Raw genomic sequence first — 24,544 nt, 5'->3', positions numbered from 1 at the left:
AATGAAAATCTGTCAAATAATATTTTGGCAAATATTATGCAATTTAAGGTCGGGGCGATAGAGGTTAGGCTATGCGGGTAAAATTAATTTTGCTTTATTTGTTTGTTTCCTTTTCAGGCTTAGCCGTGACGCCAATCACGATAAATACAGGCAGTAATAATTATATGTTTATTGAAAATGACGTAGACGGCGGTTATTTTATTACGCCTAACTCATTTTCACCACGCTTTACCGGATCTAACGTATGGACTAAGTTTCCCACTAAGCAGACAAGTCTTGGATTTTTAGGCTATATCTGGTCATGGCCAAACTATTATTTTGATATGTGGATTGAAAATTCGCCAATAAACACTCCCTTTCAGGGGCTCCGTTGTATTACCACCGGAGCTAATTGCCCGGCATCAGGTTATATAGCAGGCGAAATTATTGATGAAAATGGTTTTTACCATACTCGTGGGGGTAATAGTGAGGAAAATGGCAGCTATGCCTATGGATCGTTAACTGATTCAGCATATCATTATTTTGCTTCCAGGCCCGTCGGCGCAAGCGATGAGTATATTGCTAATATTTGTGTTACCACTACGGATTATGATTATTCCACTGGGATCAGATGTAAGGATTTGATGACTAATGCTATCTGGCGTGCTGTACATATGACTTTAACAAAAGCAGGACATCTTACGTTAAATCATACCAATCCTCTTGCCGAAATATGGGTAGCCAGTGATGGAACGCCATCTACTTCGTTAAATGCGGATAATTGTTTTATCGCTGTAGTAAACAACATAAGTGGTATAACGTGTCGTATGGTATCATACAACTATGAACGCTCTGCAGATATAACCAGTAGTCTGGTTTTTGGCATGGTTTTAAATACCACGACCCTGGGTTTTAACCCTGAACCCAGCTCGATAAAATTTAGCGGTGATGGTGCAACCTGGTATAATTATAATAGCTCAACCGCATATAAAAATATTTTTAAACAAACAGGTGCAGGCTATGTTTATGTTTTTTTGTCTAAAACTTTTTTAAAAAACCTCGTTGATAAGGGTATTTCTATAACAAATAATGATTCGATGTTTACATTTAGTTTTACTAATGGCATTGTATACTATTCAGGATATTATCAGTTTACCGCATCCAGTTCGATTAATATCGTCCCTAAAGAATATGGAATCAGTCTTATCTCCAGTAATAGTGCGGGAGGTCCTGATGCGCCGGGAATAATTGGTAGCGATCGGGCTATTGAATTCGAATATACTGTAACAACGTCTGCGTCACGCCAGGCAGATAGTATTACCGCTCAGGTTATTGGCGATACGACGACGCTTAGCGGCGTTCCTTATTGTATTTTTAGCTCACCTGATAATAGTTATAAAGTGCCTGTTCCTGCCTACCTCTCCTATACTTCTCAGTCTGGCGCAACCGTCAGAGAACGCAACAGCTGTGGGGAACCGCCTGTCAATATGACCAATGCTCTCTGGACGCAAACAGCATGGGACGCCTCTGCCAGTGAAGGTTACTATTTCGCCACAAAGTTGCAGTTAGCGTTTCCGATGAATGATATTCTTTCAGAAAGCACCCTGGACGGCGGCTACTGGACGGGAACCGTTAATGCAAGCGGTGAGCTGAAAGTCACGGCAACCTGGATTGGCGTTGATCATCTGAATCTGCATTAATAACCTGGAGAAGGCCATGCTGCTGTTGCGTATATTTTATATACCAGGCTTATTCCTTTTAGGGTTGATGCTTACAATAAAACCCGCCTGGAGTCTTTACCTGAATTCATTGGTTTTTGACATCGAGCCTGAAAAACAGTTTATCTCTATCCCCGTCTTCAACGATACCAGCCGAACTAATCTTTATTCGGTGTCTGCCTACAGAATTGATAAGCCGGGAAATGGCAATGAAAATCGCATCCAGGTTGATGAGATGGAAGTCATTTGGTCGCCTCTTAGTCTCACGAATACCCCGGGAGGCGTAGATTCTTTTAAGGTTTTTTACCGGGGGCCTAAGGATAATAACGAACGTTATTACAGAATAGTATTTAAAGAGTCTGCGATGATGCTTATTCCGTTCCGAAAGAATGAGAAGGCGACGGAAATAGTGCCGATTGTGACCATGAGCGCGATACTTGTCGTTCGCCCAGGGGAAACGCATATCAGATATTCCCTGGATGCAGATAAAGGCAGTTTAAAAAACACGGGAAACACATTTTTTAGGGTTATTATCCAACAGGGATGCAACGGCGATGATGAGAGCTCTACTCAGTTTCATATGCTGCCGGGGGAAACCTACCAGTCTGAAAGTGTCCGTGCTGAAAATAAAATATTTATTGTTGCCCTGGGGAAATATTTCGCGGTGGAAAACGGCTGTACTAAAGCATCCACGACCAAATAATGGTATTAGATAAGCTGGCTATATTAGAAGGTATCCTAACTTTTTTTTACACAAAGTTTACTGGGTTATGCGGCCCGGCGAATTTTATCGATCGATACCTTAAAGGTGGAGTTGCGGCAGCTGGCGGGATCGTCAGCTAAGATAAGCATCAGTTAGCGTAAGCAGAGGCAGGATAATGGCGGATATAAAACTTATTGCGGTAGATATGGATGGCACCTTTCTTGACGATCGGAAAAACTATAATCGCGCGCGCTTTAACCAGCAATATGCACAGCTGAAGGCGCGCGGCATCCGGTTCGTCGTCGCCAGCGGCAACCAGTACTATCAGCTGCGAACTTTTTTCCCTGAGATCGCGAATGAAATCACTTTCGTGGCGGAAAATGGCGCTTATATCGTCGATGCGGGCGAGGATCGCTTCGTTGGCGAGTTTCCTCGCGGCGACGTGACGAAGATTATCGATACGCTGGCGTGCGGCCATTATCCTGAGCTGAATTACGTGCTTTGCGGCTATCACAGCGCCTGGTATTTTTCCTCTGCGCCAGCGGCCTATATTGAAAAAATGCGCCGCTACTGTTATCGCCTCCAGCCGATAAACCGGCTGGATGAGATTAACGATCGTCTGTTTAAATTCGCGCTGAATCTCTCTGATGAGTATGTTCCGATACTGATGGCGGATATTGAGCGTCATCATGCTGGCGTAGCGACCGCCGTTACCAGCGGCCATGGTTCCGTTGATCTGATTATTCCCGGCTTGCATAAAGCGCACGGGCTGGCGCTGATGCAGCAGCGTTGGGGGATCGCTAACCAGCAGGTTGTGGCGTTTGGCGACGGCGGCAACGATCTGGAGATGCTTAATCAGGCCGGCTTCGGTTACGCCATGGCCAACGCGCCGGAAAGGGTAAAGGCAGCGGCGGGGTATCTGGCGCCGTCAAATAATCAGGAAGGCGTGCTGGACATTATTCAGCAGGTGCTGGATGGTCGCCCTCCCTTCGATTAATCCGTACAGCTGTACGCCTGTTCCAGCATCCAGCGCTGTTGCGCCGTGCTGTAATTAACCAGCGAGTTTTTACCGTTGGCGCGCGCCAGTATCCACTCGACTTCACTGGCGCTAAGCGTGGGCTTTTGCTGCCAGAAAGGAAACACAGCGTGCTGCTGTAGCCACTGCGCCAGAAAGTTCGCCGGCGCCGGATGCGTTGCGCCAAACAGCGCCAGCTGTAGCTCAGCCATCAATGCCTGCTGCTGCGGATGCTCGCTGTTATCCAGCAGCGCTAAAAAGGGAAACAGCAGGCGACCACAGACTTCACCGTGATGATAATTTTTTATGGCACCCAGCTCGCCCGCAATACCGTGAATAATCCCTAATCCAGCCATGCTCAGGCTTAACCCTCCCAGCCACGAAGCCATCAGCATCGCTTCCCGCGCCTCGGCTCCTTGCCTGTCCTGACGATTAAGATCCGGCCAGCCCTTAATAAACTGACGCATGCCGTTAAGCGCGGTTTGGCGGGTGAAAATATTCCCTTTGGCTGAAAGCCAGGCTTCAAACAGATGGGTAAAGGTATCGATGGCGCAGCAGGCCAGCACTTTATCCGGCGCGCCGTCGAGTAAATCAGCGTCCAGAATGGCAATCTGAGGCACAAAATTAGCGTGACGCAATGAGGCTTTCACCTTGTTATCAGCCTGGTCGGTGACGACCGCGTTTTGCGTCACTTCGCTACCGGTGCCAGCCGTAGTCGGAATAGCAATTAAGGGCAGCGTAGCGCCGCTGACCGGCGTATCGCCCACCTTTTCCAGATAGCGCAGAGTATTAAGCGAATATTGGCTAACGGCGGCAAAGGCTTTGGCGGCATCCAGAACGCTGCCGCCGCCGATAGCCACTACGCGCTCAACCTGGCCGCGCCAGCGCTGCACCCAGCGGTCGATATTATCCGGCGAGGCTTCATGAGTAACGACTTCATGGCCGATAAGCAACGGCTTAAGCGCCGGGCTGATGGCTGCGTAATGCGGACTGTTCAGAAAGGAACGGCTGCAAAATAACAGCGTCGCTTGCGGTGCCTGCTGAAGTAGCGGCAGCAGCTGTTGCAGGCTGCCCCGGCCAAAAAACGTTTGTCGGTTAGCGATCGTCTGGCTGGTTAGCATATTTATTTCCGCCACGGTTTTTATAAGGTGGAGGTGAGTTTAACAGCCAACCGCTCCGCTATGGATAGATACCAACGCTTAACATAGCGGCAAAAAGTTGATCATCTTCGCAAATCAATAATTCTACCTGTGGCTCTCATTCCAGTGACAAATTGTTACCGTTACCATGTTATCGGTAACAACACGGTAGCGTTTTCATTTGCTGCTAAGCATGTCACTCAGTTTATCCCTGGCGTGACCCACAATGATAAAGTCGTGCCGTTGTTCCTGGCGGCTATTCACCGGAGAAAAGTTATGCCATTAGTTATCGTTGCGGTCGGAGTCGCGCTGCTGCTCCTGCTAATGATTCGCTTCAAGCTTAATGGATTTATCGCGCTAATTTTGGTTGCGCTGGTGGTGGGAATAATGCAGGGAATGCCGGTCGATAAGGTGGTCGCCTCCATTAAAACCGGCGTCGGCAGCACGCTCGGCAGCCTGGCGCTGATTATGGGTTTCGGCGCGATGCTGGGGAAACTCCTGGCGGACTGCGGCGGAGCACAGCGGATTGCTACTACGCTGATTGCTAAATTTGGTCAACGCCATATTCAGTGGGCAGTGGTATTAACCGGCTTTACCGTAGGCTTTGCCCTGTTTTATGAGGTGGGGTTTGTCCTGATGCTGCCGCTGGTTTTCAGTATTGCCGCGTCGGCGCGCGTGCCGCTGCTCTACGTTGGCGTACCGATGGCCACCGCGTTATCCGTGACGCATGGCTTTCTGCCGCCGCACCCTGGCCCGACGGCCATCGCCACGCTGTTTAACGCCGATATGGGCAAAACGCTGCTGTTCGGCACGCTGCTGGCGATCCCGACGGTAATCCTTGCCGGCCCGGTCTACGCACGCTTTCTGAAAAATATTGATAAACCCATCCCGGAAGGGCTTTATAACCCTAAGACCTTTAGCGAAGCGGAAATGCCCGGTTTTGGCGTGAGCATCTGGACGGCGCTGGTGCCGGTTATCCTGATGGCCTTACGTGCCGTGGCGGAGATGATCCTGCCAAAAGGTCATGCCTTGCTGCCCTGGGCCGAGTTCTTTGGCGATCCGGTGATGGCAACCCTGATTGCCGTACTGATTGGTATTTTTACCTTTGGTCTTAATCGTGGCCGCAGTATGGCAGAGGTGATGAATACGCTGACCGATTCCATCAAGATTATCGCCATGATGCTGCTCATTATTGGCGGCGGCGGCGCCTTTAAGCAGGTGTTGGTAGACAGCGGCGTGGATAAATATATTGCCGGACTGATGCAGGCAACTAACCTGTCGCCTATTTTTATGGCCTGGTCGATCGCCGCCGTGCTGCGTATTGCGCTGGGATCGGCAACCGTTGCCGCCATTACCGCCGGTGGCATCGTGGCGCCGTTGATTGCCACTTCCGGCGCCAGCCCGGAGCTGATGGTTATCGCTGTGGGAGCCGGTAGCGTTATTTTCTCGCACGTTAACGATCCCGGTTTCTGGCTGTTTAAGGAGTATTTTAACCTGACCATTGGTGAAACCATGCGCTCCTGGTCGGCGCTGGAAACCATCATCTCCGTCTGCGGGCTGGTGGGGTGTTTGCTGCTTTCTTCTCTGATCTAAGCTAAGGCAGCAGCGAAGTCGGCAACCCTGGCTGCGCTGCTGCCCCGATTGCCAGGCGTTAGGGTCACGCAGCGGTGACCCCGGTTGTTTAATGCGGCTGGGTAAAACCTGCTTTGATCATTTGTTCGCGTAGCGCCCGTGTAATTTCGCGGTTGCCGCCGGTTACCGGATAGATAACGTTGTTGACCACATCATCCAGATAATGCTCATCGAACTCCTGTAAAGAGAGCTGGTCGCCGCCCTCATCGTTGATGGTAATAGAACCCTTGATATGGTTACCGGCATGCTTCGCCTTCAGACAATATCTGCCCATATTAGTATCAATCGTACTCATAAGACCTCCTTTTTGCAGACTGACAAAAAGTCATTAAGTCACCGGGTTAACACCCGCACTAAGTTTAGCGGCCTTTACGGCGCAGATCGAAGCGGCAGGCTACGGTAAAACCGAATGCCGCGATCTGAATCGCAAAAAAGCAGAATTCTCAGTCTTAACTATACTTAAGCGACAGATAACGTTGTGGTTGTTAGCGAAGTGGCACTCAGACTTTGTTAACAGCTAACCGCAGCTAACTTTACTTATCGGCGGCTTCGCCGTCGGCATGGCAGCCTGAGGGGGAATGGAATGAAAATTATTCTGTGGATTATTGCGATTATTTTTATCGTTGGGTTACTGACGCTTACCGGCGTATTTAAAGTTCTGTTTTAATGCGATTGGCGGCACCTCAGGCAGGTGCCGCTTCTCTATGGCGCTAACCGGCTATTGCGTTGTCCAATAAGACAGCGAGCAATAGGATCTATCTCTGTGTGAGGTAACAAATCCTGTACGGTAAAAGGTTTGAAGCAATAAGCACATACCGCGCCGTGGTGACATTTCCCTTTTTGGTCCCCGGTAGTATAGCGAAACCTTTTACTGCCACAGGCGGTACATCTTACTTTCATGACCATCCTTATCTTCCTTACTACTGATCTCGCGGCGAGAAATATCTTAGCAAAAACATATGAAAGATCTATAAATTTACTTAATCTGTTTAAGGTTGTTATGATCACCAGATAACCTAATGAAAAGTAAGTTAATTTAATGAGTTGCATTAAGCGTTCGTCGCTTATCAGATAATCAAAAGCTGCATTCAATGATTTTCCTCAACAAGAGAGTAAATAGACAGCACGGGTTACGAATTTCTCATTAGAAACAGGAAAGAAGTTAACAACTTTTATCCGCTCTGATTGTTGGGCTTACAGGAAACTTACAGCTAAAACTGAAGCCAGGCTGTATGGGATACCCGATGAGTAACCTTACGGCGTTAAAAAACCTTGTTTATCTTTTGCGCGAGGTTTTCATTACCACGCGTGATAATTTTTTGTGGTAAAGGTTGAGGCATTCAAAAAAAATCCATTTTTACCGCTTTTTGTAAAGCGACACGGCTGGTAGAGCGATTTGCTGATAAAAAGGCTTAATTTATAAAAGCTTGAGGAAATAAAAGAGGCGGGAATACCCTTAAGTGTCCTTTTTACGAGGCGGTTTCTGGCTGCTACAAAACGGTCACTTACGAAAAAATAGCGATATTTATCACTTTTTCTTCACAACACACTGGACAAAAGGCGCGGCAATTGCTGTACTTAACCCCGACACAGTTTAGTGTCCATTTTTCATGTAAAGGTAATATAGATGTCCAAGATCAAAGGTAACGTTAAGTGGTTTAATGAGTCCAAAGGATTCGGCTTCATTACTCCGGAAGATGGCAGCAAAGACGTATTCGTACACTTCTCTGCTATCCAGAGCAATGGTTTCAAAACCCTGGCCGAAGGTCAGCGCGTTGAGTTTGAAATCACTGACGGCGCAAAAGGCCCATCTGCTGCTAACGTTATCGCTCTGTAAGTTAACAGTCAGAATTTTAAAAACCCGCCTACAGGCGGGTTTTTTTTCGCCTGTATTAGCGGTAGAGATATAACCCGATAAAAATAATCAGCGAAACGCAGCTTAACGTCAGAGCAAAGAGTTCAGACAGGCAATGCGGCATCAGATTCTTCATTATTACTTCCCCCATAAAATCTCTCTCCAGTGTGTCGCCGCAAGATTAAGGAAACATTAATTATTGCGTGACTGCACATAAAAAGCGGTAGTTATGTTTTGCTCGCTGCATCTGCTTGCTTCACCGCCTTAACTACGGCTATAAACGGGTAATCCCAACGTAGTAAGCGCACCTGAAGGAGGCGCAATGAATATTCGGCCAGCTCAAGCTACAGACAGTTTTGCCTTAATCTCTTTACTGACCGAATTAGGCTACGGTGATACCGAAAGCTTGATGAACAGCCGCTTACAGCAGCTGATTGACGATCCTGATGAAATGCTGATGGTGGCGGAAGACCGGCAAACCGTACTGGGTTTTTTATCGTTACATTTCGTCCCGCAGCTGGCGCTGGCTGGCGATTTTGCTCGTATCAGCTATTTCTGTATTGCTGAAGGTGAGCGCAGTAAAGGCGTAGGGCAGCATTTGCTGCAGCATGCCGAGCAGCTGGCGCGTGAGCGGGGCTGCAATCGTATGGAAGTGCATTGCCATGAGTCACGCATTAAAGCTAACCAGTTTTATGCGCGTGAAGGCTATAGCGAATCGCCCAGCTATCGGATCAAACAGCTCGCGTAAGGCGATAAATAACCCGCGTCCTGGCAGGCGAAGGCATCGTTAAGAAGGAGGGAAGATGAAAGTTGCTATGGGACAGTTTGCTGTCGCGCGCGAATGGCAGAAAAATGCGCAAACCTGTATTCAGCTGATGCAACAGGCGCAGCAAGCCGCTGCGACATTGCTGGTACTGCCTGAAGCCGTGTTGGCGACCGATATTCACGATCCCGGGCTGGCGGTGAGAGCGGCGCAGCCGCTGGATGGCCCTTTTCTTACTCAGCTACTGACCGCCAGCCAACAAAGCGCGATGACTACTATATTAAGCATATATGTTCCTGATGGCCCACAGCGGGCAATTAACGCTCAGGTTGCTTTGCGCGGCGGTGAAATTATCGCACGCTACGATAAGTTGCATCTTTACGATGCGTTTGCGATGCAGGAATCACAGCGCGTTACCGCAGGCGAGGTTGTTCCGCCGCTGGTGGAGATTGGCGGGATGAAAATCGGCATGATGACCTGTTACGATATTCGTTTCCCGGAGCTGGCGCGTCGCCTGGCGCTGGACGGCGCTGATGTGCTGGTGCTGCCGTCTGCCTGGGTCAGAGGCCCGTTAAAAGAGATGCATTGGGAAACGTTGGTCACCGCAAGGGCGTTAGAAAATACCTGTTATCTGATTGCGGTAGGTGAATGCGGGCCACGCAATATTGGCGGCAGCCTGATTGTCGATCCGCTGGGCGTCGCCGTTGCGCGCGCTGCGGAAGGCCCGGCGCTGGTATTTGCTGAGCTGGACGCGGAGCGTATCAAAAGCGCCCGTCAAATGCTGCCGGTATTAGCCAACCGTCGTTTTAGCCGTCCTGAACTGGGCGCATAACGCTTAATCGGTATCAGGGGCGCCGGGGCACTATAAGTAACCGCTGGCTTAAGCGGCGCTTCAAAAAAATTTGTAATCTGTTACAAGTGACAGTTGTATTAAACGACGTTCTGCGCGTTAATAGCAGCAGTTGGCTTCTCGTTTAATGTAAGAAGGTGTTATGGAAGGTATCAGTATTGCCAAGTTACTGGTTATCGGTGCGTTGATCGTACTGCTGTTCGGCACGAATAAACTCCGTTCGCTGGGTGGCGATTTAGGTGCTGCCATTAAAGGCTTTAAAAAAGCGATGAAGGATGAGGATGCGGTATCGGCTGCGAAAGCAGAAGAGATGCCCGCAGAGCGCGTCACCCATAAAGAGTAAAACCGGCGGCAGCGTTAAGTTACAAAATGTAACTTCGCAGCAGCGTTAAAAAAGCCAGCTTAGCTGGCTTTTTTATGCGCGGAGCCTGGCGGCAACAGCCGCGCGCTGTTATTTTTAGCATTCGCATGCCGCTATCTGAACCAATAAAAAACGCAGCCGGAAGCTGCGTTTTTGGCAGGGGAAAGGGGGGTTATTTTACTTCCAGCCCTTTAGCCTGTAGATCGGCATGATAGGAAGAGCGCACAAAAGGACCACAGGCGGCATGGGTAAAGCCCATCGCCAGCGCTTCTTCTTTCATTTCCTCAAATTCCGCCGGGCTGACATAGCGCTGAACCGGCAGGTGATGGCGGCTGGGCTGCAGATACTGACCAAGCGTGAGCATGGTGACGCCATGACGACGCAGATCGCGCATTACTTCGATAATTTCCGCATTGGTTTCGCCCAGACCCACCATTAAGCCCGATTTGGTCGGGATATTCGGATGCGCTTCTTTAAAGCGCTCCAGCAACTTCAGCGACCATTCATAGTTGGCGCCGGGACGGACCTGACGATAAATACGCGGAACATTTTCCAGGTTGTGGTTAAACACATCCGGCGGCGTCGCGGTCAGGATCTCAAGCGCGCGATCCATACGGCCACGGAAATCAGGCACCAGCGTTTCGATTTTAATCGTTGGATTTTTTTCACGGATAGCAGTGATGCAATCGGCAAAATGCTGTGCGCCGCCGTCACGCAGATCGTCACGATCCACGGAGGTCACCACTACGTAGCGCAGGCCCATATCGGCAATGGTCTGTGCCAGCTTAGCCGGTTCGTTGCTGTCCGGCGTAAGCGGACGGCCATGCGCAACGTCACAGAAGGGGCAGCGACGCGTACAGATAGCGCCAAGGATCATAAAAGTGGCGGTGCCGTGGTTAAAACATTCTGCAAGGTTAGGGCAGGAGGCCTCTTCACAGACAGAGTGCAGACCGTTTTTACGCATCGCCGCTTTGATGCCCTGAATACGGCTGGAATCGGCGGGCAGTTTGATCTTCATCCATTCCGGCTTGCGCAACAACTCCTGACGCTCGGTTACTACGGTTTTCACCGGGATCAACGCCATTTTGTCTGCGTCGCGATATTTGACGCCGCGTTCCATCTGAATCGGTTTACTCATAAGCTTGCAGTTTCCAGGTTGGATTGCAGTTTGAAAAGAGGCGGTAACTCAATGAGCCAGCTGCTTTTTCAACTTTATTTGAAAAAAGTGCAAAAATTATATCATTTCATCGGCTGACAAACAGCCTGACGGCGTAGTAAAAAGTTGCAAAATTGTAAAGCAGCCGGCACGGTTACAGAAAAGCGGAACTCTCAGCGGGCTGCCAGCTGGCCGAGGGGATCGCGACCTGCTGCAAAAATTTTTCAATCAGCACCGGCTGCACCTCTTCCGGCGTAATGCCGGTACGAAACGCACTCAGCTGCGTCATCTCCAGCCCGGCGTAGCCGCAGGGATTAATCCGCTGGAAAGGCGCAAGATCCATAGCAATATTTAAGGCCAGGCCATGAAAGGAACAGCCCTGACGAATGCGCAGCCCGAGGGAACAGATCTTTTTGCCGTCCACATAGACGCCGGGCGCATCAGGGCGCGCATAGGCTGCAACATCATAATGCGCCAGCGTCTCGACCACCGTTTGTTCGATAGCGGTAACCAACTGACGAACGCCCAGCTTGCGGCGTTTCAGATCGATTAATACATACATTACCTGTTGGCCCGGACCATGATAGGTCACCTGGCCGCCGCGATCGCTTTGCACTACGGGAATATCGCCGGGCATCAGCAAATGTTCGGCTTTACCTGCCTGGCCTTGGGTAAAAACGGGGGGATGCTCTACCAGCCACAGCTCATCTGGCGTATCGGCAGTACGGCTATCGGTAAACTGATGCATTGCAAGAGAGACGGATTCCCAGGGACGCAGGCCCAACGGGCGAACAATAAGGAGAGGCTGCTGCAAAACGTGCTTTCCGTTTCAAAGAAAGAAAGAAGTATAACGCCGCTCCTGGACGAGCTCTACCCGCCCAGGCTGATGCGTGGAGCGTTACAGCACTATACGCACAATTTCGATTTGTTACAGCACCATACGCACAATTTCGATTTTACCCAGCTCTTCATACAGCGTTTCGATTTGCTCGATATGCGTCGCGTTGATAGTAATAGAGACGGAGTGGTAGTTGCCTTTGCTGCTTGGTTTTACATCTGGCGTGTAATCGCCCGGCGCATGGCGCTGCACCACTTCCACCACGTGATCAACCAGCTCCGGCTGCGCCAGACCCATGACTTTATAGGTAAAGGAGCAGGGAAATTCGAGCAGTTCGTTCAGTTTGGTTTTCATAAAGACTCCGGTGCTAAAAAAGACTCCCGCCGTAGCGGGAGTTTACTCATAATCAGGATATATGGGCGAAAAGGGTGGATATCAACAGCCGTCGCACCTTAACCGAACCAGTGGTGGAACATCAGCTTAATATAATCCACGATGCGGCTAAAGAAACCACCTTCCGGCACTTCATTCAGCACCACTAGCGGACGTTGTTCAATGGTTTTGCCATCCAGCTGGAAATTGATGGTGCCGACCACCTGGTTTTTCTGCAGCGGCGCATGCAGTTCCGTATTGTTCAGCACGTAGCTGGCTTTCAGATCTTTCATCCGCCCACGCGGGATGGTCAGATACATATCCTTACTGACGCCAAGCTGAACGCGGTCGCTGTTGCCAAACCATACCGGCTCAGAGGCGAACTCTTTTCCAGCCTTCAACGGCGCAACGGTTTCAAAGAAACGGAAGCCCCAGGTCAGCAGCTTTTTGCTTTCAACTTCGCGACCTTTATAGGTATGGCCACCTAATACCGCCGAGATCAGACGCATCTGACCTTCGGTCGCGGAAGCGACCAGGTTATAACCGGCAGAGGCGGTGTGACCCGTTTTGATGCCGTCAACGTTCAGGCTGGTATCCCACAGCAGGCCGTTACGGTTCATCTGACGAATATTATTGAAAGTGAACTCTTTCTCTTTATAAACCGCATACTCTTCCGGCACATCGCGGATCAGCGCCTGACCAATCAGCGCCATATCGCGCGCGGAACTGTATTGCCCTTCGGCATCCAGCCCATGCACCGTCTGGAAGTGGGTATTTTGTAAACCCAGCGCTTTCACATAGTTGTTCATCAAGCCGACAAACGCATCCTGACTGCCCGCCACATAATCCGCCATAGCGACGCAGGCATCGTTGCCGGACTGCAGCACGATACCGCGCGTCAGCTGGGAAACCGGTACGCGATCGCCCGGCTTCAGGAACATCAGCGAAGAGCCACGGAACACCGGATTACCGGTCGCCCAGGCATCCTGACCCACGGTAACCTGATCGTCCTGATGGATTTTGCCGGCTTTCACCGCCTGACCGATAACATAACTGGTCATCATTTTTGTCAGACTGGCCGGATCGCGGCGCGCATCAGCGTTCTTTTCGGCAAGGACTTTCCCGGAGTTATAGTCGATCAGGATATACGCTTCTGCGTCAATATCCGGTACGCCAGGGATCATAGTTTTAAGATTAATATCTTCAGCCAGCGCGGCCTGACTCAGACTCAGGGCAATCACGGTACCCGCCGCCAGGCGCTTAAAATAGTGACTAGTTTTCAGCGTATTCATGTTAGGGACAACATCATCCGTGGAAGTTAGTGAAAAAAGTGCCTTACTATAGCAAAAGGCGTTTTTACAGGCATCCAACTTTGCGTTGACAAAATAAACAGCCAGCCTGCTTTCTGGCGTGTTAACGCAAAGTCGGCGTCGTTAATTTTTACATGCCGCTTTGAATCACGGTAATAAAGGATTGCTGGCTGGCTTCACTAATCAGCCGCTGCTGCAGCGCCGCCGCCTGTTGACGGGAGGCGAACGGCCCCAGCTGGACGCGATACAGTTTACCGCTGCTGGCGACCGTACCCGGTACGCCAAACTGCGATTTCAGCTTATCAGCCCACTGGCGCGCCCGATCGGCATCGCTTAGCGCGCCAACCTGGACGACATAATTTCCGGCTGCCGCAGGGGAGCTTGCCGCCGCCGCAGGCGCGCTGCTTGCCACAGGAGATGTGACAACCGCCGGTGTTTCCGGCTCGCTGCCTTCCAGCACGCCCGGATGCAGCGGCGTCGGGGCGCCAAGGAAGCCGCTGCTATGTACCGGCGCGCCCATGGCGTTATCGCTGGTCAGCGTACCGTTATCAATCGGATGTATATCCTGCTGCTGTTCGGCAGGCGCTGCGGCGCCTCCCATTACGGGCATCCCGCCGCCAATATCGGGGCGTGACGGTAAGGCGTAGTTCTGTTTGGCGACCACAGTGCCAATGGTGCCGGGGCCGGAAAGCGAGCCGTCCGGCGCCACCTGGATGTAATCGATACGCACGCGCGTGTTGTTTGATATATTCAGCCGATCCCCGGCCGCGCGTGAAAGGTCAATAATGCGGCCTGGCGTATAGGGGCCGCGATCGTTAACGCGTACTACTAATTGTCTGCCGTTGGCAAGGTTCGTTACCCGCACATAGCTGGGCAGGGGCAGGGCAGGATGGGCTGCGGTTAACGCTTCCTGATCAAAGATTTCACCGGTAGCGGTACGGGTGCCGTTTGCTTTGTCGCCATACCAGCCGGCCAGTCCGGTTTCGCTGTAGTTGGACGGATTTTTGATAATCCGCCAGGTTTTGCCGTTAACGCTGTAATCCTGATTGGTTGCCGGATTTATCGGCTCATAGCGCGGCTCTACGCCGCCAATTTCTACGACCGGGCCATTATAAGCGGGCTGCTGCGGAGCGGGCGCCTGCTGTTCTGTGGGAGTCGTACAGGCGGCGAGCAGCAGCGAGGCCGCACCCACCCAAAGCCAATCCTTACGCATCGAGAGCCTCTTAAACGCTTTTAGACAATAATTTTCGGTGTGTGTGAATTGACATAACGATGCCAAATCCAGCCATCAATACAATCAGCGCCGACCCACCGTAGCTCACCAGCGGCAAAGGAACGCCGACCACCGGTAAGATACCACTTACCATGCCAATATTAACGAAAACATACACAAACAAAATCAGCATCAGCCCGCCCGCCATTACGCGACCAAAAGTGGTTTGGGCGCGAGCGGCGATAATCAGGCCGCGCATAATCAGCAGCAGATAAAGGGCCAGCAGGATCAGCACGCCAACCAGCCCCAGCTCCTCGGCCAGTACCGCGAATATGAAGTCGGTATGGCGCTCCGGCAGGAACTCCAGCTGCGACTGCGTGCCATGCAGCCAGCCTTTACCGCGCAGGCCGCCAGAGCCGATAGCGATTTTGGACTGAATAATATGATAACCGGCGCCCAGCGGATCGCTTTCCGGATCGAGCAGCATCATCACGCGGTCGCGTTGATAATCGTGCATCAGGAAAAACCACAGCACCGGGATAAAGGCGGCCACCAGCAGTACGGCCACGCCAATCAGCCTCCAGCTCATACCGGACAAAAACAGAACGAACAGGCCAGAAGCGGCCACCAGAATCGAGGTGCCGAGGTCGGGCTGAGCGGCCACCAGCAGCGTTGGCACAAAAATCAGCACCAGCGCGATGCCGGTATTCTTTAAGGTCGGCGGACAAATATCGCGGTTAATAAAACGCGCCACCATCAGCGGGACGGCTATTTTTGCTATCTCCGACGGCTGAAAGCGGACAACGCCAAGGTCGAGCCAGCGTTGCGCCCCTTTACTGATATGGCCGAAGGCGTCTACGGCAATCAGCAGCACCACGCAAATCATATACAGATAAGGCGCCCAGCCTTCATAGACGCGCGGCGGCACCTGCGCCATCGCCACCATTACCGCCAGGCCCATAAAAATCTGGCCGATCTTACGTTCCATCATGCCCGGATCCTGACCGCTGGCGCTCCACATGACAAAGGCGCTGTAAATCAGCAGGCAGGAAATGATAATTAAAAACAGGGGATCGATATGAATCTTGGTCCAGATCGACTTTTTTTGCGGGCTATCGTTCATGGACATCGTTATTCACCTTCATAACCGGGCGGTGTCGGCGCGGCATCCGGCAGCACCGTATTATTATCGCCTAACATAATGTGGTCGAGGATCTGGCGCATCACGGTACCTACTGCCGGGCCCGCGCCGCCATTCTCCAGAATCATGGTTACCGCCACGCGCGGCTTATCATACGGCGCAAATGCCGTCATTAACTTATGGTCGCGCAGCCGTTCTGCAATTTTGTGCGCATTATAAGTTTCATTTTCCTTCAGGCCGAACACCTGCGCCGTACCGGATTTCGCCGCAATTTTATACGGGGCGTTATCAAAGCTTTTGTGCGCGGTGCCGTTTGGCCGATTAGCGACGCCGTACATGCCATCTTTCGCGATCTCCCAGTAGCCGGAGTGAATATCGCCAATAGGCGGAGTGGGCGGCTGGCGGTAAGGCACCAGCAGATTGTTTTCACGGGTGGCGCGCAGCAAGTGCGGCGTTTTAATCACCCCGTCGTTGATTAAAATCATCAGCGCTTTGTTCATCTGCAGCGGCGTTGCCGTCCAGTAGCCCTGACCAATGCCCACCGGAATGGTATCGCCCTGATACCACGGCTTTTTAAAGCGCTTCATTTTCCATTCGCGCGTAGGCATATTGCCAGGGTTTTCCTGCGGCAGATCGATACCGGTGCGCTGACCGTAGCCAAATTTATTCATCCACTCCGACAGGCGATCGATGCCCATATCATAGGCAACCTGATAGAAGAAGGTATCCGCAGACTCTTCAAGAGAGCGGGTGACGTTCAGCCGACCGTGTCCCCATTTTTTCCAGTCGCGGTAGCGTTTTTCAGAGCCGGGCAGCTGCCACCAGCCGGGGTCGAACAGGCTGGTGTTACGGTTGATAACGCCAGCGCTAAGCGCTGAAACGGCAACATAGGGCTTAACCGTTGACGCCGGAGGATAAGCGGCCTGAATCGCACGGTTATAAAGCGGGCGGTTTTCATCCTGCAGCAGCGCTTTATAATCCTTGCTGGAAATGCCATCAACAAACAGGTTCGGATCGTAGCTCGGCGTGGAAACCATCGCCAGAATCTCGCCGGTACGCGGATCGCTGACTACCACCGCCGCGCGGCTGCCTACCAGCAGCGTTTCAATATACTGCTGCAGTTTGAGATCGATAGTCAGCCAGATGTCGCGCCCGGCCTGCGGCGACTGTTCATGCAGCTGGCGAATAACGCGGCCACGGTTGTTGACCTCAACCTCTTCATAACCGGTTTTGCCGTGCAGCACATCTTCGTAATAGTTTTCGATACCCAGCTTACCAATATCGTGCGTCGCTGCGTAGTTGGGCCACTTACCCTCTTTATCAAGGCGTGCTACGTCACGATCGTTGATTTTAGAAACGTAGCCCACCACGTGGGTCAGCGTCTGGGCGTAAGGATAGTAACGGCGCTGATAGCCCTTCACCTCAACGCCGGGAAAGCGATACTGGTTAACGGCGAAACGGGCGACCTGAACATCATTCAGCGCCGTTTTTAACGCAATAGAGGTAAAGCGGCGTGACCGCTTACGCTCTTTCTCAAAATTCTCAATATCATCGTCGGTGAGATCGAGCACCGGCCGCAGATCCTGAAGCGTCTGCTTAAGATTATCTACTTTTTCCGGTACCAGCTCCGCCTGATAAATAGTGCGGTTCAGCGCCAGCGGCGTGCCGTTGCGGTCATAAATAATGCCGCGGCTTGGCGCAACCGGCACCAGCTTAATACGGTTTTGGTTGGAACGGGTGCTGTAATCTTCGAAGCGTAAGATCTGCAGATGATACAGGTTGAAGACCAGAATTCCGGAGAGCAGCAAAATGCCGACGAACGCCAGCAGCGCCCGTCGTACAAACAGGGTTTGTTCGGCAGTATAGTCACGAAAAGAGTTACGTTGAGATTTCATCCGCTGTTTGGGGTGTCCGTTTTGCCTTATCGGATTATTCACGATGATAAGGATGATTCGCAGTAATGCTCCATGCACGATACAGGCTTTCTGCAACCAACACGCGTACCAGCGGATGAGGCAGCGTGAGTGCTGAAAGAGACCAGCTCTGTTCCGCAGCCGCTTTGCAGGCTGGCGACAATCCTTCCGGGCCGCCAATCAGCAGGCTGACATCGCGGCCATCCTGCTTCCAGCGCTCCAGCTGTTGGGCAAGCTGTGGCGTCTCCCAGGGCTGACCGGGAATATCCAGCGTCACAATACGGTTACCTTTACCGACGGCAGCCAGCATCGCTTCCCCTTCTTTTTCAAGAATGCGTTTGATATCCGCGTTTTTACCGCGCTTGCCGGCGGAGACTTCTGTCAGCTCCAGCGGCATATCTTTTGGAAAGCGACGCAGGTATTCCATAAAGCCGGTTTGAACCCAGTCCGGCATTTTGGTGCCTACGGCAACAAGCTGCAACTTCACGACTTAACTCCAGAGCTTTTCCAGCTCATACAGGTGACGACTCTCTTCCTGCATGACGTGAACAATAATCTCACCGAGGTCGACTACCACCCAGTCGGCAACGTTTTTCCCTTCTACGCCAAGCGGAATCAGTCCCGCAGCGCGTGACTCTTCCATAACGTGATCGGCAATAGACATCACATGACGAGAAGAAGTGCCGGTACAGATAATCATACAATCGGTAATGCTGGATTTACCCTGCACGTTGATAGCAATAATGTCCTGACCTTTCAGATCATCAATCTTATCAATAACGAAATCTTGGAGTTCTTTACCTTGCAAAAGGTTCACCTTTTAAGCGTTTCTGTTGGCTGTAAAACGCGCTTTGCGGCGCCTGAAAAATTGAGCGGCGCAGTATACCATGCGCTTACTAAGGGCGATATAAGCCCTGATAATTGATATAGTCGATAACCGCGGGCGGAAGCAAATCGTCACAGGAAAGCCCCTGATGGCGACGGCGACGAATATCGGTAGCGGAAACCGGCACCAGCGGCGTATCCGCCAGCCAGATCAGACCGGCAGGCTGATGATGTAAAGCGGAGGCGTCCTGCGTCTGATGCTGTTCAAGCCAGCGCTGGAGATCCGGCGTCGGCATGGCACGATCGTAGCCTGGGCGCTGGCAGACCAGCAGATGACAAAGATCCATCAGCTGCTGCCAGCGATGCCATTTATGCAGGCTGAGCAGCGAGTCCTGGCCGATGATAAAGGCCAGCGGCTGTTGTTCGCCGCGTTCCGCACGCAGCAGCTCCAGCGTTTCTACCGTATACGAAGGGGTCTGACGTTCCAGCTCGCGCGTATCAAGATTAAACAGCGGACGATCGGCAATCGCCAGTTTCACCATCGCAACGCGCTGTGCGGCGCTGGCTTCAGGCTGAGGCCGATGCGGCGGTACGTTATTCGGCAGCAGCGTGACCTGATATAAGCCGACCTCCTGCGCCAGCGTCTGCACGGTTTTCAGGTGGCCATAGTGAATCGGATCGAAGGTGCCGCCAAATAGCGCATGCAGTGAAGCCATTTAAAATTCGCCTAATTCTGCAGGCAGGGCTTTATTACACAGCAGCAGCGAGAGGGTTTCCAACTCCGGCCACAGCCGCTGCCCGTAATCCTGTTTAAGCGTAATTTCCAGGCGCGTCAGCAGCTGAATAGCCTGGCGAATTTGCATTAACGTCAGGCGCTGCAGCGCTTCGCTGAACAGGGCGCGGCGATTTTGCCATACGCGATGTTGATCGAATAACGTGCGCAGCGGGATATTGTCCTGCTGGCGCTGTAGCGTCAGCAACAGCAGCAGTTCGCGCTGCAACGTGCGGATTAAAATCACCGGCTCGCTCTCTTCAGCGGCGAGCTGACGAAGAATATGCAGGGCGCGTTTGCTTTTACCCGCCAGCAACGCATCAACCCAGTGAAAAGGCGTAAAGTGCGCGGCGTCGCTTACCGCCTGTTCCACGCGCGGCAGCGTGAGTTTGCCGTCCGGCCAGAGCAGTGATAATCGTTCTAATGCCTGCGCCAGCGCCAGCAAATTACCTTCATAGCAGTAGCACAGCAGCTGACAGGCTGCGTCATCCAAATCCAGCTGCATACTTTTGGCGCGCGCGGCAACCCAGCGCGGCAGCTGCGCATGTTCAGGCGTTGCGCATGGCACCAGCACCGCCTGCGCACTCAACGCTTTAAACCAGGCGCTATTTTCCTGCGCTTTGGTCAGCCTGTTGCCGATAATAATCGGCAGGATGTCGCTGTGCAGCAGCGTACTCAGCTTCTCCAGCTGGCTGGCTATCGCCGCGTTGGGGCCATTTTCCGGCAGCGTTAAGGTCAGCGTTTGGCGACTGGCAAACAGGCTCATTGCCTGACAGGTGCTGAACACGCTGTCCCAGTCGGTCTGGTTATCCAGCACTACGTTGAAATGCTCAATAAACCCCTGCTGCTGCGCACTGGCCTTGATCGCATCATGGCTCTCCTGCAGCAGCAGCGGCTCAGTGCCCATTAACAGATAACACGCGCGCAGCCCCTCCTGGAGCTGCGCGCGTAATTGCTCAGGGTAAATCCTGATCATTGCAGACTGGTAGCTGAAGAGGAGGAGACTTCCGGCGAATCCTCACCCGGTGCCAGTACGTCCGGTTCCGGCTGGGTCTCTTTATCATTCAACTGCGCGGTGTGTACCGTTAGCAGCTTACGTACCAGCTGCTCTGCGACACGCTGACGCATTTCATCACGAATGATAACCTGCTCGGCATCCTTCGCCAGCGCCGCCAACGGGTTATCAACGAACGAACGATAGGTCGTCGCGCTGATAGGATAGATCCCCTTATTAGGGATAACCACCTGGGCGCTGACCGTCATCACCAGCGAATACTCCGCCGTGACGCCGTTCTGGAATACCGATGCCGTATCCTGGCCCTGACGCTCTGCTGACAGGCGCAGGGTAGGCAGATCGGTACGGGTACCCGCATTTTCCGCTTCCACAATCGTAATATTATTCAGGCGTAGCTGCTGACGCACCGTGCGCGCTAACGGACCGTAAGGATCGCTGCTTTGCAATACCAGAGTACGTAGCTCATGCGGTACCTGAGTGGTGCTGCGCAGATGAAAGCCGCAGCCGGCGGTAACCAGTACCGCCAGGCCGAGTAAAAAGGTAAAAATCGGATGTCGCACAGTTCCTCCTGAACTTAACCTACAACCAGGTTAAGCAGTTTGCCTGGGACGTAAATCACTTTACGAATAGTTACGCCGTCCAGGTATTTCGCCACCAGATGCTCCTGCGCGGCCAGCGCCTGAACCTGCTCCTGAGTCGCATCCGCCGCCACGGTAATTTTACCGCGCACTTTGCCATTAACCTGTACCACTACCAGCACCGAGTCTTCCACCATAGCGGCTTCATCAGCAACCGGCCATGGCGCATTATCAACTTCACCTTCACCGCCCAACGCCTGCCACAGCGTAAAGCTGGCGTGCGGAGTGAAAGGATAAAGCATACGCACCACGGCCAGCAGCGCTTCCTGCAGCAGGGCGCGATCCTGTTCGCCTTCCTGCGGCGCGCGCGCCAGCTTGTTCATCAGCTCCATAATCGCCGCGATGGCGGTATTGAAGGTCTGACGGCGACCAATATCATCAGAGACTTTAGCGATGGTTTTATGCAGATCGCGGCGCAGCGCTTTCTGAGCGTCGTTAAGGCTGTTGATATTCAGCGCGACGGTAGCGCCTTGCTGGCTGTGTTCGTAAGCCAGTTTCCACACGCGCTTCAGGAAGCGGTTAGCGCCTTCAACGCCGGATTCCTGCCACTCCAGCGTCATCTCGGCCGGTGAAGCGAACATCATAAACAGGCGAACGGTATCGGCACCGTAACGCTCAACCATCAGCTGCGGGTCGATACCGTTATTTTTCGATTTCGACATTTTGCTCATGCCCGCGTAAACCACCTCGCGGCCTGAGCTATCGGTCGCCTTCACGATGCGTCCTTTCTCATCGCGCTCAACATTGACCTCTACCGGGGAAACCCAGTTACGCTCGCCGTTTTCGCCCAGATAATAGAAGGCATCCGCTAACACCATGCCCTGGCACAGCAGGCGTTTCGCCGGCTCGTCAGAGGTGACCAGGCCCGCATCACGCAGCAGCTTGTGGTAGAAGCGGAAATACATCAGGTGCATAATCGCGTGTTCAATACCGCCGATATATTGATCGACCGGCAGCCAGTAGTTAGCCGCAGCGGGATCGAGCATGCCCTGATCGTAGTCGGGACAGGTGTAACGCGCGTAATACCAGGAGGATTCCATAAAGGTATCGAAAGTGTCGGTTTCACGCAGCGCCGGCTGGCCGTTAACGGTGGTTTTCGCCCACTCCGGGTCCGCTTTAATCGGACTGGTAATGCCGTCCATAACCACATCTTCCGGCAGGATCACCGGCAGCTGATCTGCCGGCGTTGGCATCACCGTGCCATCTTCCAGCGTCACCATCGGGATCGGCGCGCCCCAGTAACGTTGACGAGAAACGCCCCAGTCGCGCAGACGATAGTTAACTTTACGAACGCCGACGCCTTTTTCCGCCAGACGGTCAGCAATGGCGTTAAAGCCCGCTTCATGGTCAAGGCCGTCAAACTCACCGGAATTAAACAGCGTGCCTTTGTCGGTCATTGCCGCTGCGCTGATGTCCGGCTCGCTGCCGTCGAGGTTAAGCACTACCGGCTTAATCGGCAGGTTGTACCGGGTGGCGAACTCCCAGTCACGCTGATCGTGCGCGGGAACGGCCATCACCGCACCGGTGCCATATTCCATCAGTACAAAGTTAGCCACCCAAACCGGCACTTTTTCGCCGCTCAGCGGATGGATGACGAACAGGCCGGTCGCCATGCCTTTTTTCTCCATGGTAGCCATCTCAGCTTCCGCTACCTTGGTATTACGACACTCGGCGATAAAATCGGCCAGCGCCGGATTATTCATCGCAGCCTGGGTAGCCAGCGGATGACCTGCGGCGACCGCCACGTAGGTCGCGCCCATAAAGGTATCGGGACGCGTGGTATAGACGGTGACTTTCTCCTCGCTTTCGGCCACGTCAAAGGTGATTTCCACCCCTTCAGAACGCCCGATCCAGTTACGCTGCATGGTTTTAACCTGTTCCGGCCACGCTTCCAGCTTGTCCAGATCGTTCAGCAGTTCGTCGGCGTAGTCGGTGATTTTAATAAACCACTGCGGGATCGCTTTACGCTCAACTTTGGTATCGCAGCGCCAGCAGCAGCCGTCAATGACCTGCTCATTCGCCAGCACGGTTTGATCGTTCGGGCACCAGTTAACCGCCGAGGTTTTTTTATAAACCAGGCCTTTTTCATACAGTTTGGTGAAGAACCACTGTTCCCAGCGGTAATATTCCGGCTGACAGGTCGCCAGTTCACGGCTCCAGTCATAGCCAAAGCCCAGCAGTTTCAGCTGGTTCTTCATATATTCGATATTGGAGTAGGTCCAGGGTGCCGGTGCGGTATTATTTTTTACCGCGGCGCCTTCCGCAGGCAGACCGAAAGCATCCCAGCCGATCGGCTGCAGTACGTTTTTACCCAGCATACGCTGGTAGCGGGCAATCACATCGCCAATGGTGTAGTTGCGCACATGGCCCATATGAAGGCGACCAGAAGGATAGGGCAGCATTGAGAGGCAGTAAAATTTCTCTTTGCCTTCTTCTTCGGTCACTTTGAAGGTCTGTTGTTGATCCCAATGTTGTTGAACATGAGATTCTATCTCTTCCGGGCGGTATTGCTCTTGCATGGCAGCCTGTGGTCCTTTATGAGTAGCGCGAAGCCTGAACTGTGTAGATAAGATCCGCATAGCATAGCCGATAAGGCTTTGCTGCAACAACACCTGACGGCGACCGGCAGGCCATTTCTCTGTAAGCTGGAAGCGTGCCTGCAGAATTTGCGGCGAATAACGACGCAGGCGGAGTAAACCCGCGATAAGCGCTAGAATTAAAGGCAACGCCGATACAGAGTGCTGACAAACCCAAAGCGCGGAGAGCGCAGGCACGTTGTCATTAATCGCGATAACAGGAGAAAATATGAATAAGGTGGCGCAGCATTATCAGCAACTGATCTCTTCGCTTAGCGAGCGTTTAACCCAGGGCGAACGCGATATCGACGGCATGGTGGAGCGTGCCAGACAACAGCTTATGATGCACAGCGATCTGTCACGCAACGAGGTTAATGAAGTCACGCGAGCGGTACGGCGCGATCTGGAGGAGTTTGCCCGCAGCTATCAAGAAAGTGAAAGCGACCCGACAGACAGCGTTTTTATGCGCGTGATACGCGAAAGCCTGTGGAAAGAGCTGGCCGATATTACCGATAAAAGCCAGCTGGAGTGGCGCGAAGTTTTTCAGGATCTGAACCACCACGGCGTTTATCAGAGCGGGGAGGTGGTTGGGCTGGGAAACCTGGTTTGTGAAAAGTGCCACTTTACCCGGGCGATCTATACGCCGGAAACGTTGACGCTCTGTCCCGAATGCGGGCATGACCATTTTCAACGGCAGCCTTTTACGCCGTAAAGGCAAAGCAGTGGCAGGGCAGCCATCAGGCTGCCCCAGCGACAGAAA

General features: G+C 52.5%; 25 protein-coding genes. 10 read left to right on the top strand and 15 right to left on the bottom strand.

What is annotated here, in order from left to right; translation table 11 throughout:
- Nucleotides 1-71 precede the first annotated feature (71 nt).
- The 3 genes from COO59_RS05285 (at nt 72) to COO59_RS05275 (ending at nt 3,397) form a co-directional block, all read left to right on the top strand.
- Nucleotides 72-1,679 carry a fimbrial protein gene (locus COO59_RS05285; RefSeq protein ID WP_103058779.1) on the top strand — a complete coding sequence of 536 codons (1,608 nt, stop codon included), beginning with the start codon at nt 72-74 and terminating at the stop codon, nt 1,677-1,679.
- Between the two features lie 16 nt (nt 1,680-1,695).
- The gene (locus COO59_RS05280) at nt 1,696-2,400 is read left to right on the top strand and encodes a molecular chaperone (protein ID WP_240614086.1); all 705 of its coding nucleotides are present in this window, start codon (nt 1,696-1,698) and stop codon (nt 2,398-2,400) included.
- A gap of 175 nt (nt 2,401-2,575) precedes the next feature.
- The gene (locus COO59_RS05275) at nt 2,576-3,397 is read left to right on the top strand and encodes a Cof-type HAD-IIB family hydrolase (protein ID WP_103058778.1); all 822 of its coding nucleotides are present in this window, start codon (nt 2,576-2,578) and stop codon (nt 3,395-3,397) included.
- Here the strand turns inward: COO59_RS05275 and COO59_RS05270 are convergent.
- The gene (locus COO59_RS05270; RefSeq protein ID WP_205960849.1) at nt 3,394-4,536 is read right to left on the bottom strand and encodes an iron-containing alcohol dehydrogenase; all 1,143 of its coding nucleotides are present in this window, start codon (nt 4,534-4,536) and stop codon (nt 3,394-3,396) included. The two genes, COO59_RS05275 and COO59_RS05270, sit on opposite strands and share 4 nt — an antisense overlap.
- Nucleotides 4,537-4,830: 294 nt before the next feature.
- Between COO59_RS05270 and gntT the strand changes: the two genes are divergently transcribed.
- Complete coding sequence (gene gntT / locus COO59_RS05265; protein WP_103058777.1) at nt 4,831-6,147, top strand: gluconate transporter; 1,317 nt, start codon at nt 4,831-4,833, stop codon at nt 6,145-6,147.
- An 88-nt stretch (nt 6,148-6,235) separates the two neighbouring features.
- Here gntT and COO59_RS05260 read toward each other — a convergent pair whose 3' ends face one another.
- Complete coding sequence (locus COO59_RS05260) at nt 6,236-6,481, bottom strand: hypothetical protein (RefSeq protein ID WP_103058776.1); 246 nt, start codon at nt 6,479-6,481, stop codon at nt 6,236-6,238.
- A 288-nt stretch (nt 6,482-6,769) separates the two neighbouring features.
- Here COO59_RS05260 and COO59_RS21730 point away from each other — a divergent pair, with 288 nt between their 5' ends.
- The 5 genes from COO59_RS21730 to tatE all read left to right on the top strand — a co-directional run bounded on the left by COO59_RS21730 (nt 6,770) and on the right by tatE (nt 9,997).
- Nucleotides 6,770-6,853, top strand: coding sequence for a small membrane protein YohP (locus COO59_RS21730; RefSeq protein WP_445084017.1), 84 nt, complete (start codon nt 6,770-6,772; stop codon nt 6,851-6,853).
- A 960-nt stretch (nt 6,854-7,813) separates the two neighbouring features.
- Nucleotides 7,814-8,023, top strand: a complete 210-nt coding sequence (gene cspE, locus COO59_RS05250) for a transcription antiterminator/RNA stability regulator CspE (RefSeq protein WP_038627478.1) — start codon at nt 7,814-7,816, stop codon at nt 8,021-8,023.
- A 340-nt stretch (nt 8,024-8,363) separates the two neighbouring features.
- Nucleotides 8,364-8,789 carry a GNAT family N-acetyltransferase gene (locus COO59_RS05245; RefSeq protein ID WP_103058775.1) on the top strand — a complete coding sequence of 142 codons (426 nt, stop codon included), beginning with the start codon at nt 8,364-8,366 and terminating at the stop codon, nt 8,787-8,789.
- 55 nt (nt 8,790-8,844) lie between these two features.
- Entirely contained in the window at nt 8,845-9,636 is a 792-nt protein-coding gene (locus COO59_RS05240) for a deaminated glutathione amidase (RefSeq protein ID WP_103058774.1), read from the top strand.
- Nucleotides 9,637-9,796: 160 nt separating this feature from the next.
- Nucleotides 9,797-9,997 carry a twin-arginine translocase subunit TatE gene (tatE, locus tag COO59_RS05235; protein ID WP_103058773.1) on the top strand — a complete coding sequence of 67 codons (201 nt, stop codon included), beginning with the start codon at nt 9,797-9,799 and terminating at the stop codon, nt 9,995-9,997.
- Between the two features lie 190 nt (nt 9,998-10,187).
- On the opposite strand, the gene lipA is transcribed toward tatE, so the two are convergent.
- The 13 genes from lipA to leuS all read right to left on the bottom strand — a co-directional run bounded on the left by lipA (nt 10,188) and on the right by leuS (nt 23,727).
- Nucleotides 10,188-11,153 carry a lipoyl synthase gene (lipA, locus tag COO59_RS05230; protein WP_103058772.1) on the bottom strand — a complete coding sequence of 322 codons (966 nt, stop codon included), beginning with the start codon at nt 11,151-11,153 and terminating at the stop codon, nt 10,188-10,190.
- Nucleotides 11,154-11,325: 172 nt separating this feature from the next.
- Nucleotides 11,326-11,985: a lipoyl(octanoyl) transferase LipB gene (gene lipB, locus COO59_RS05225; RefSeq protein WP_103058771.1), complete on the bottom strand. Its 660-nt coding sequence runs from the start codon at nt 11,983-11,985 to the stop codon at nt 11,326-11,328.
- Nucleotides 11,986-12,099: 114 nt separating this feature from the next.
- Nucleotides 12,100-12,363, bottom strand: coding sequence for a DUF493 family protein YbeD (ybeD, locus tag COO59_RS05220; protein ID WP_038627466.1), 264 nt, complete (start codon nt 12,361-12,363; stop codon nt 12,100-12,102).
- A gap of 98 nt (nt 12,364-12,461) precedes the next feature.
- The gene (dacA, locus tag COO59_RS05215; protein WP_103058770.1) at nt 12,462-13,673 is read right to left on the bottom strand and encodes a D-alanyl-D-alanine carboxypeptidase DacA; all 1,212 of its coding nucleotides are present in this window, start codon (nt 13,671-13,673) and stop codon (nt 12,462-12,464) included.
- 148 nt (nt 13,674-13,821) lie between these two features.
- The gene (gene rlpA / locus COO59_RS05210) at nt 13,822-14,904 is read right to left on the bottom strand and encodes an endolytic peptidoglycan transglycosylase RlpA (protein WP_103058769.1); all 1,083 of its coding nucleotides are present in this window, start codon (nt 14,902-14,904) and stop codon (nt 13,822-13,824) included.
- A gap of 10 nt (nt 14,905-14,914) precedes the next feature.
- Nucleotides 14,915-16,027, bottom strand: a complete 1,113-nt coding sequence (gene mrdB / locus COO59_RS05205) for a peptidoglycan glycosyltransferase MrdB (RefSeq protein WP_103059017.1) — start codon at nt 16,025-16,027, stop codon at nt 14,915-14,917.
- Between the two features lie 8 nt (nt 16,028-16,035).
- Nucleotides 16,036-17,940: a peptidoglycan DD-transpeptidase MrdA gene (gene mrdA, locus COO59_RS05200; RefSeq protein WP_103058768.1), complete on the bottom strand. Its 1,905-nt coding sequence runs from the start codon at nt 17,938-17,940 to the stop codon at nt 16,036-16,038.
- A 34-nt stretch (nt 17,941-17,974) separates the two neighbouring features.
- Nucleotides 17,975-18,445: a 23S rRNA (pseudouridine(1915)-N(3))-methyltransferase RlmH gene (rlmH, locus tag COO59_RS05195; RefSeq protein WP_103058767.1), complete on the bottom strand. Its 471-nt coding sequence runs from the start codon at nt 18,443-18,445 to the stop codon at nt 17,975-17,977.
- Nucleotides 18,446-18,448: 3 nt separating this feature from the next.
- On the bottom strand, nt 18,449-18,766 hold the full coding sequence (gene rsfS, locus COO59_RS05190) for a ribosome silencing factor (protein WP_085067631.1): 318 nt from the start codon (nt 18,764-18,766) through the stop codon (nt 18,449-18,451).
- 88 nt (nt 18,767-18,854) lie between these two features.
- Nucleotides 18,855-19,499 (bottom strand): nicotinate-nucleotide adenylyltransferase, encoded by a 645-nt coding sequence (gene nadD / locus COO59_RS05185; RefSeq protein ID WP_103058766.1) that lies wholly within the window; start codon nt 19,497-19,499, stop codon nt 18,855-18,857.
- Nucleotides 19,500-20,531 (bottom strand): DNA polymerase III subunit delta, encoded by a 1,032-nt coding sequence (gene holA / locus COO59_RS05180; protein WP_103058765.1) that lies wholly within the window; start codon nt 20,529-20,531, stop codon nt 19,500-19,502.
- Nucleotides 20,528-21,130, bottom strand: a complete 603-nt coding sequence (gene lptE / locus COO59_RS05175; RefSeq protein ID WP_103058764.1) for an LPS assembly lipoprotein LptE — start codon at nt 21,128-21,130, stop codon at nt 20,528-20,530. The genes holA and lptE overlap by 4 nt, the downstream gene beginning before the upstream one ends.
- A gap of 14 nt (nt 21,131-21,144) precedes the next feature.
- Entirely contained in the window at nt 21,145-23,727 is a 2,583-nt protein-coding gene (gene leuS, locus COO59_RS05170) for a leucine--tRNA ligase (RefSeq protein ID WP_103058763.1), read from the bottom strand.
- Between the two features lie 286 nt (nt 23,728-24,013).
- Between leuS and COO59_RS05165 the strand changes: the two genes are divergently transcribed.
- Nucleotides 24,014-24,496, top strand: coding sequence for a zinc ribbon-containing protein (locus tag COO59_RS05165; protein WP_103058762.1), 483 nt, complete (start codon nt 24,014-24,016; stop codon nt 24,494-24,496).
- Nucleotides 24,497-24,544: the final 48 nt, after the last annotated feature.

This window comes from Mixta theicola (genome assembly GCF_002895925.1).
Taxonomy (GTDB): Bacteria; Pseudomonadota; Gammaproteobacteria; order Enterobacterales; family Enterobacteriaceae; genus Mixta; species Mixta theicola.
This window is presented reverse-complemented; position numbering and strand designations above follow the sequence as displayed.

Coding starts and splice junctions, on each gene's coding strand:
- COO59_RS05285 (WP_103058779.1), top strand. CDS start 72: ATGCGGGTAAAATTAATTTTGCTTTATTTGTTTGTTTCCTTTTCAGGC.
- COO59_RS05280 (WP_240614086.1), top strand. CDS start 1,696: ATGCTGCTGTTGCGTATATTTTATATACCAGGCTTATTCCTTTTAGGG.
- COO59_RS05275 (WP_103058778.1), top strand. CDS start 2,576: ATGGCGGATATAAAACTTATTGCGGTAGATATGGATGGCACCTTTCTT.
- COO59_RS05270 (WP_205960849.1), bottom strand. CDS start 4,536: ATGCTAACCAGCCAGACGATCGCTAACCGACAAACGTTTTTTGGCCGG.
- gntT (WP_103058777.1), top strand. CDS start 4,831: ATGCCATTAGTTATCGTTGCGGTCGGAGTCGCGCTGCTGCTCCTGCTA.
- COO59_RS05260 (WP_103058776.1), bottom strand. CDS start 6,481: ATGAGTACGATTGATACTAATATGGGCAGATATTGTCTGAAGGCGAAG.
- COO59_RS21730 (WP_445084017.1), top strand. CDS start 6,770: ATGAAAATTATTCTGTGGATTATTGCGATTATTTTTATCGTTGGGTTA.
- cspE (WP_038627478.1), top strand. CDS start 7,814: ATGTCCAAGATCAAAGGTAACGTTAAGTGGTTTAATGAGTCCAAAGGA.
- COO59_RS05245 (WP_103058775.1), top strand. CDS start 8,364: ATGAATATTCGGCCAGCTCAAGCTACAGACAGTTTTGCCTTAATCTCT.
- COO59_RS05240 (WP_103058774.1), top strand. CDS start 8,845: ATGAAAGTTGCTATGGGACAGTTTGCTGTCGCGCGCGAATGGCAGAAA.
- tatE (WP_103058773.1), top strand. CDS start 9,797: ATGGAAGGTATCAGTATTGCCAAGTTACTGGTTATCGGTGCGTTGATC.
- lipA (WP_103058772.1), bottom strand. CDS start 11,153: ATGAGTAAACCGATTCAGATGGAACGCGGCGTCAAATATCGCGACGCA.
- ybeD (WP_038627466.1), bottom strand. CDS start 12,363: ATGAAAACCAAACTGAACGAACTGCTCGAATTTCCCTGCTCCTTTACC.
- dacA (WP_103058770.1), bottom strand. CDS start 13,673: ATGAATACGCTGAAAACTAGTCACTATTTTAAGCGCCTGGCGGCGGGT.
- rlpA (WP_103058769.1), bottom strand. CDS start 14,904: ATGCGTAAGGATTGGCTTTGGGTGGGTGCGGCCTCGCTGCTGCTCGCC.
- mrdB (WP_103059017.1), bottom strand. CDS start 16,027: ATGAACGATAGCCCGCAAAAAAAGTCGATCTGGACCAAGATTCATATC.
- mrdA (WP_103058768.1), bottom strand. CDS start 17,940: ATGAAATCTCAACGTAACTCTTTTCGTGACTATACTGCCGAACAAACC.
- nadD (WP_103058766.1), bottom strand. CDS start 19,499: ATGGCTTCACTGCATGCGCTATTTGGCGGCACCTTCGATCCGATTCAC.
- holA (WP_103058765.1), bottom strand. CDS start 20,531: ATGATCAGGATTTACCCTGAGCAATTACGCGCGCAGCTCCAGGAGGGG.
- leuS (WP_103058763.1), bottom strand. CDS start 23,727: ATGCAAGAGCAATACCGCCCGGAAGAGATAGAATCTCATGTTCAACAA.
- COO59_RS05165 (WP_103058762.1), top strand. CDS start 24,014: ATGAATAAGGTGGCGCAGCATTATCAGCAACTGATCTCTTCGCTTAGC.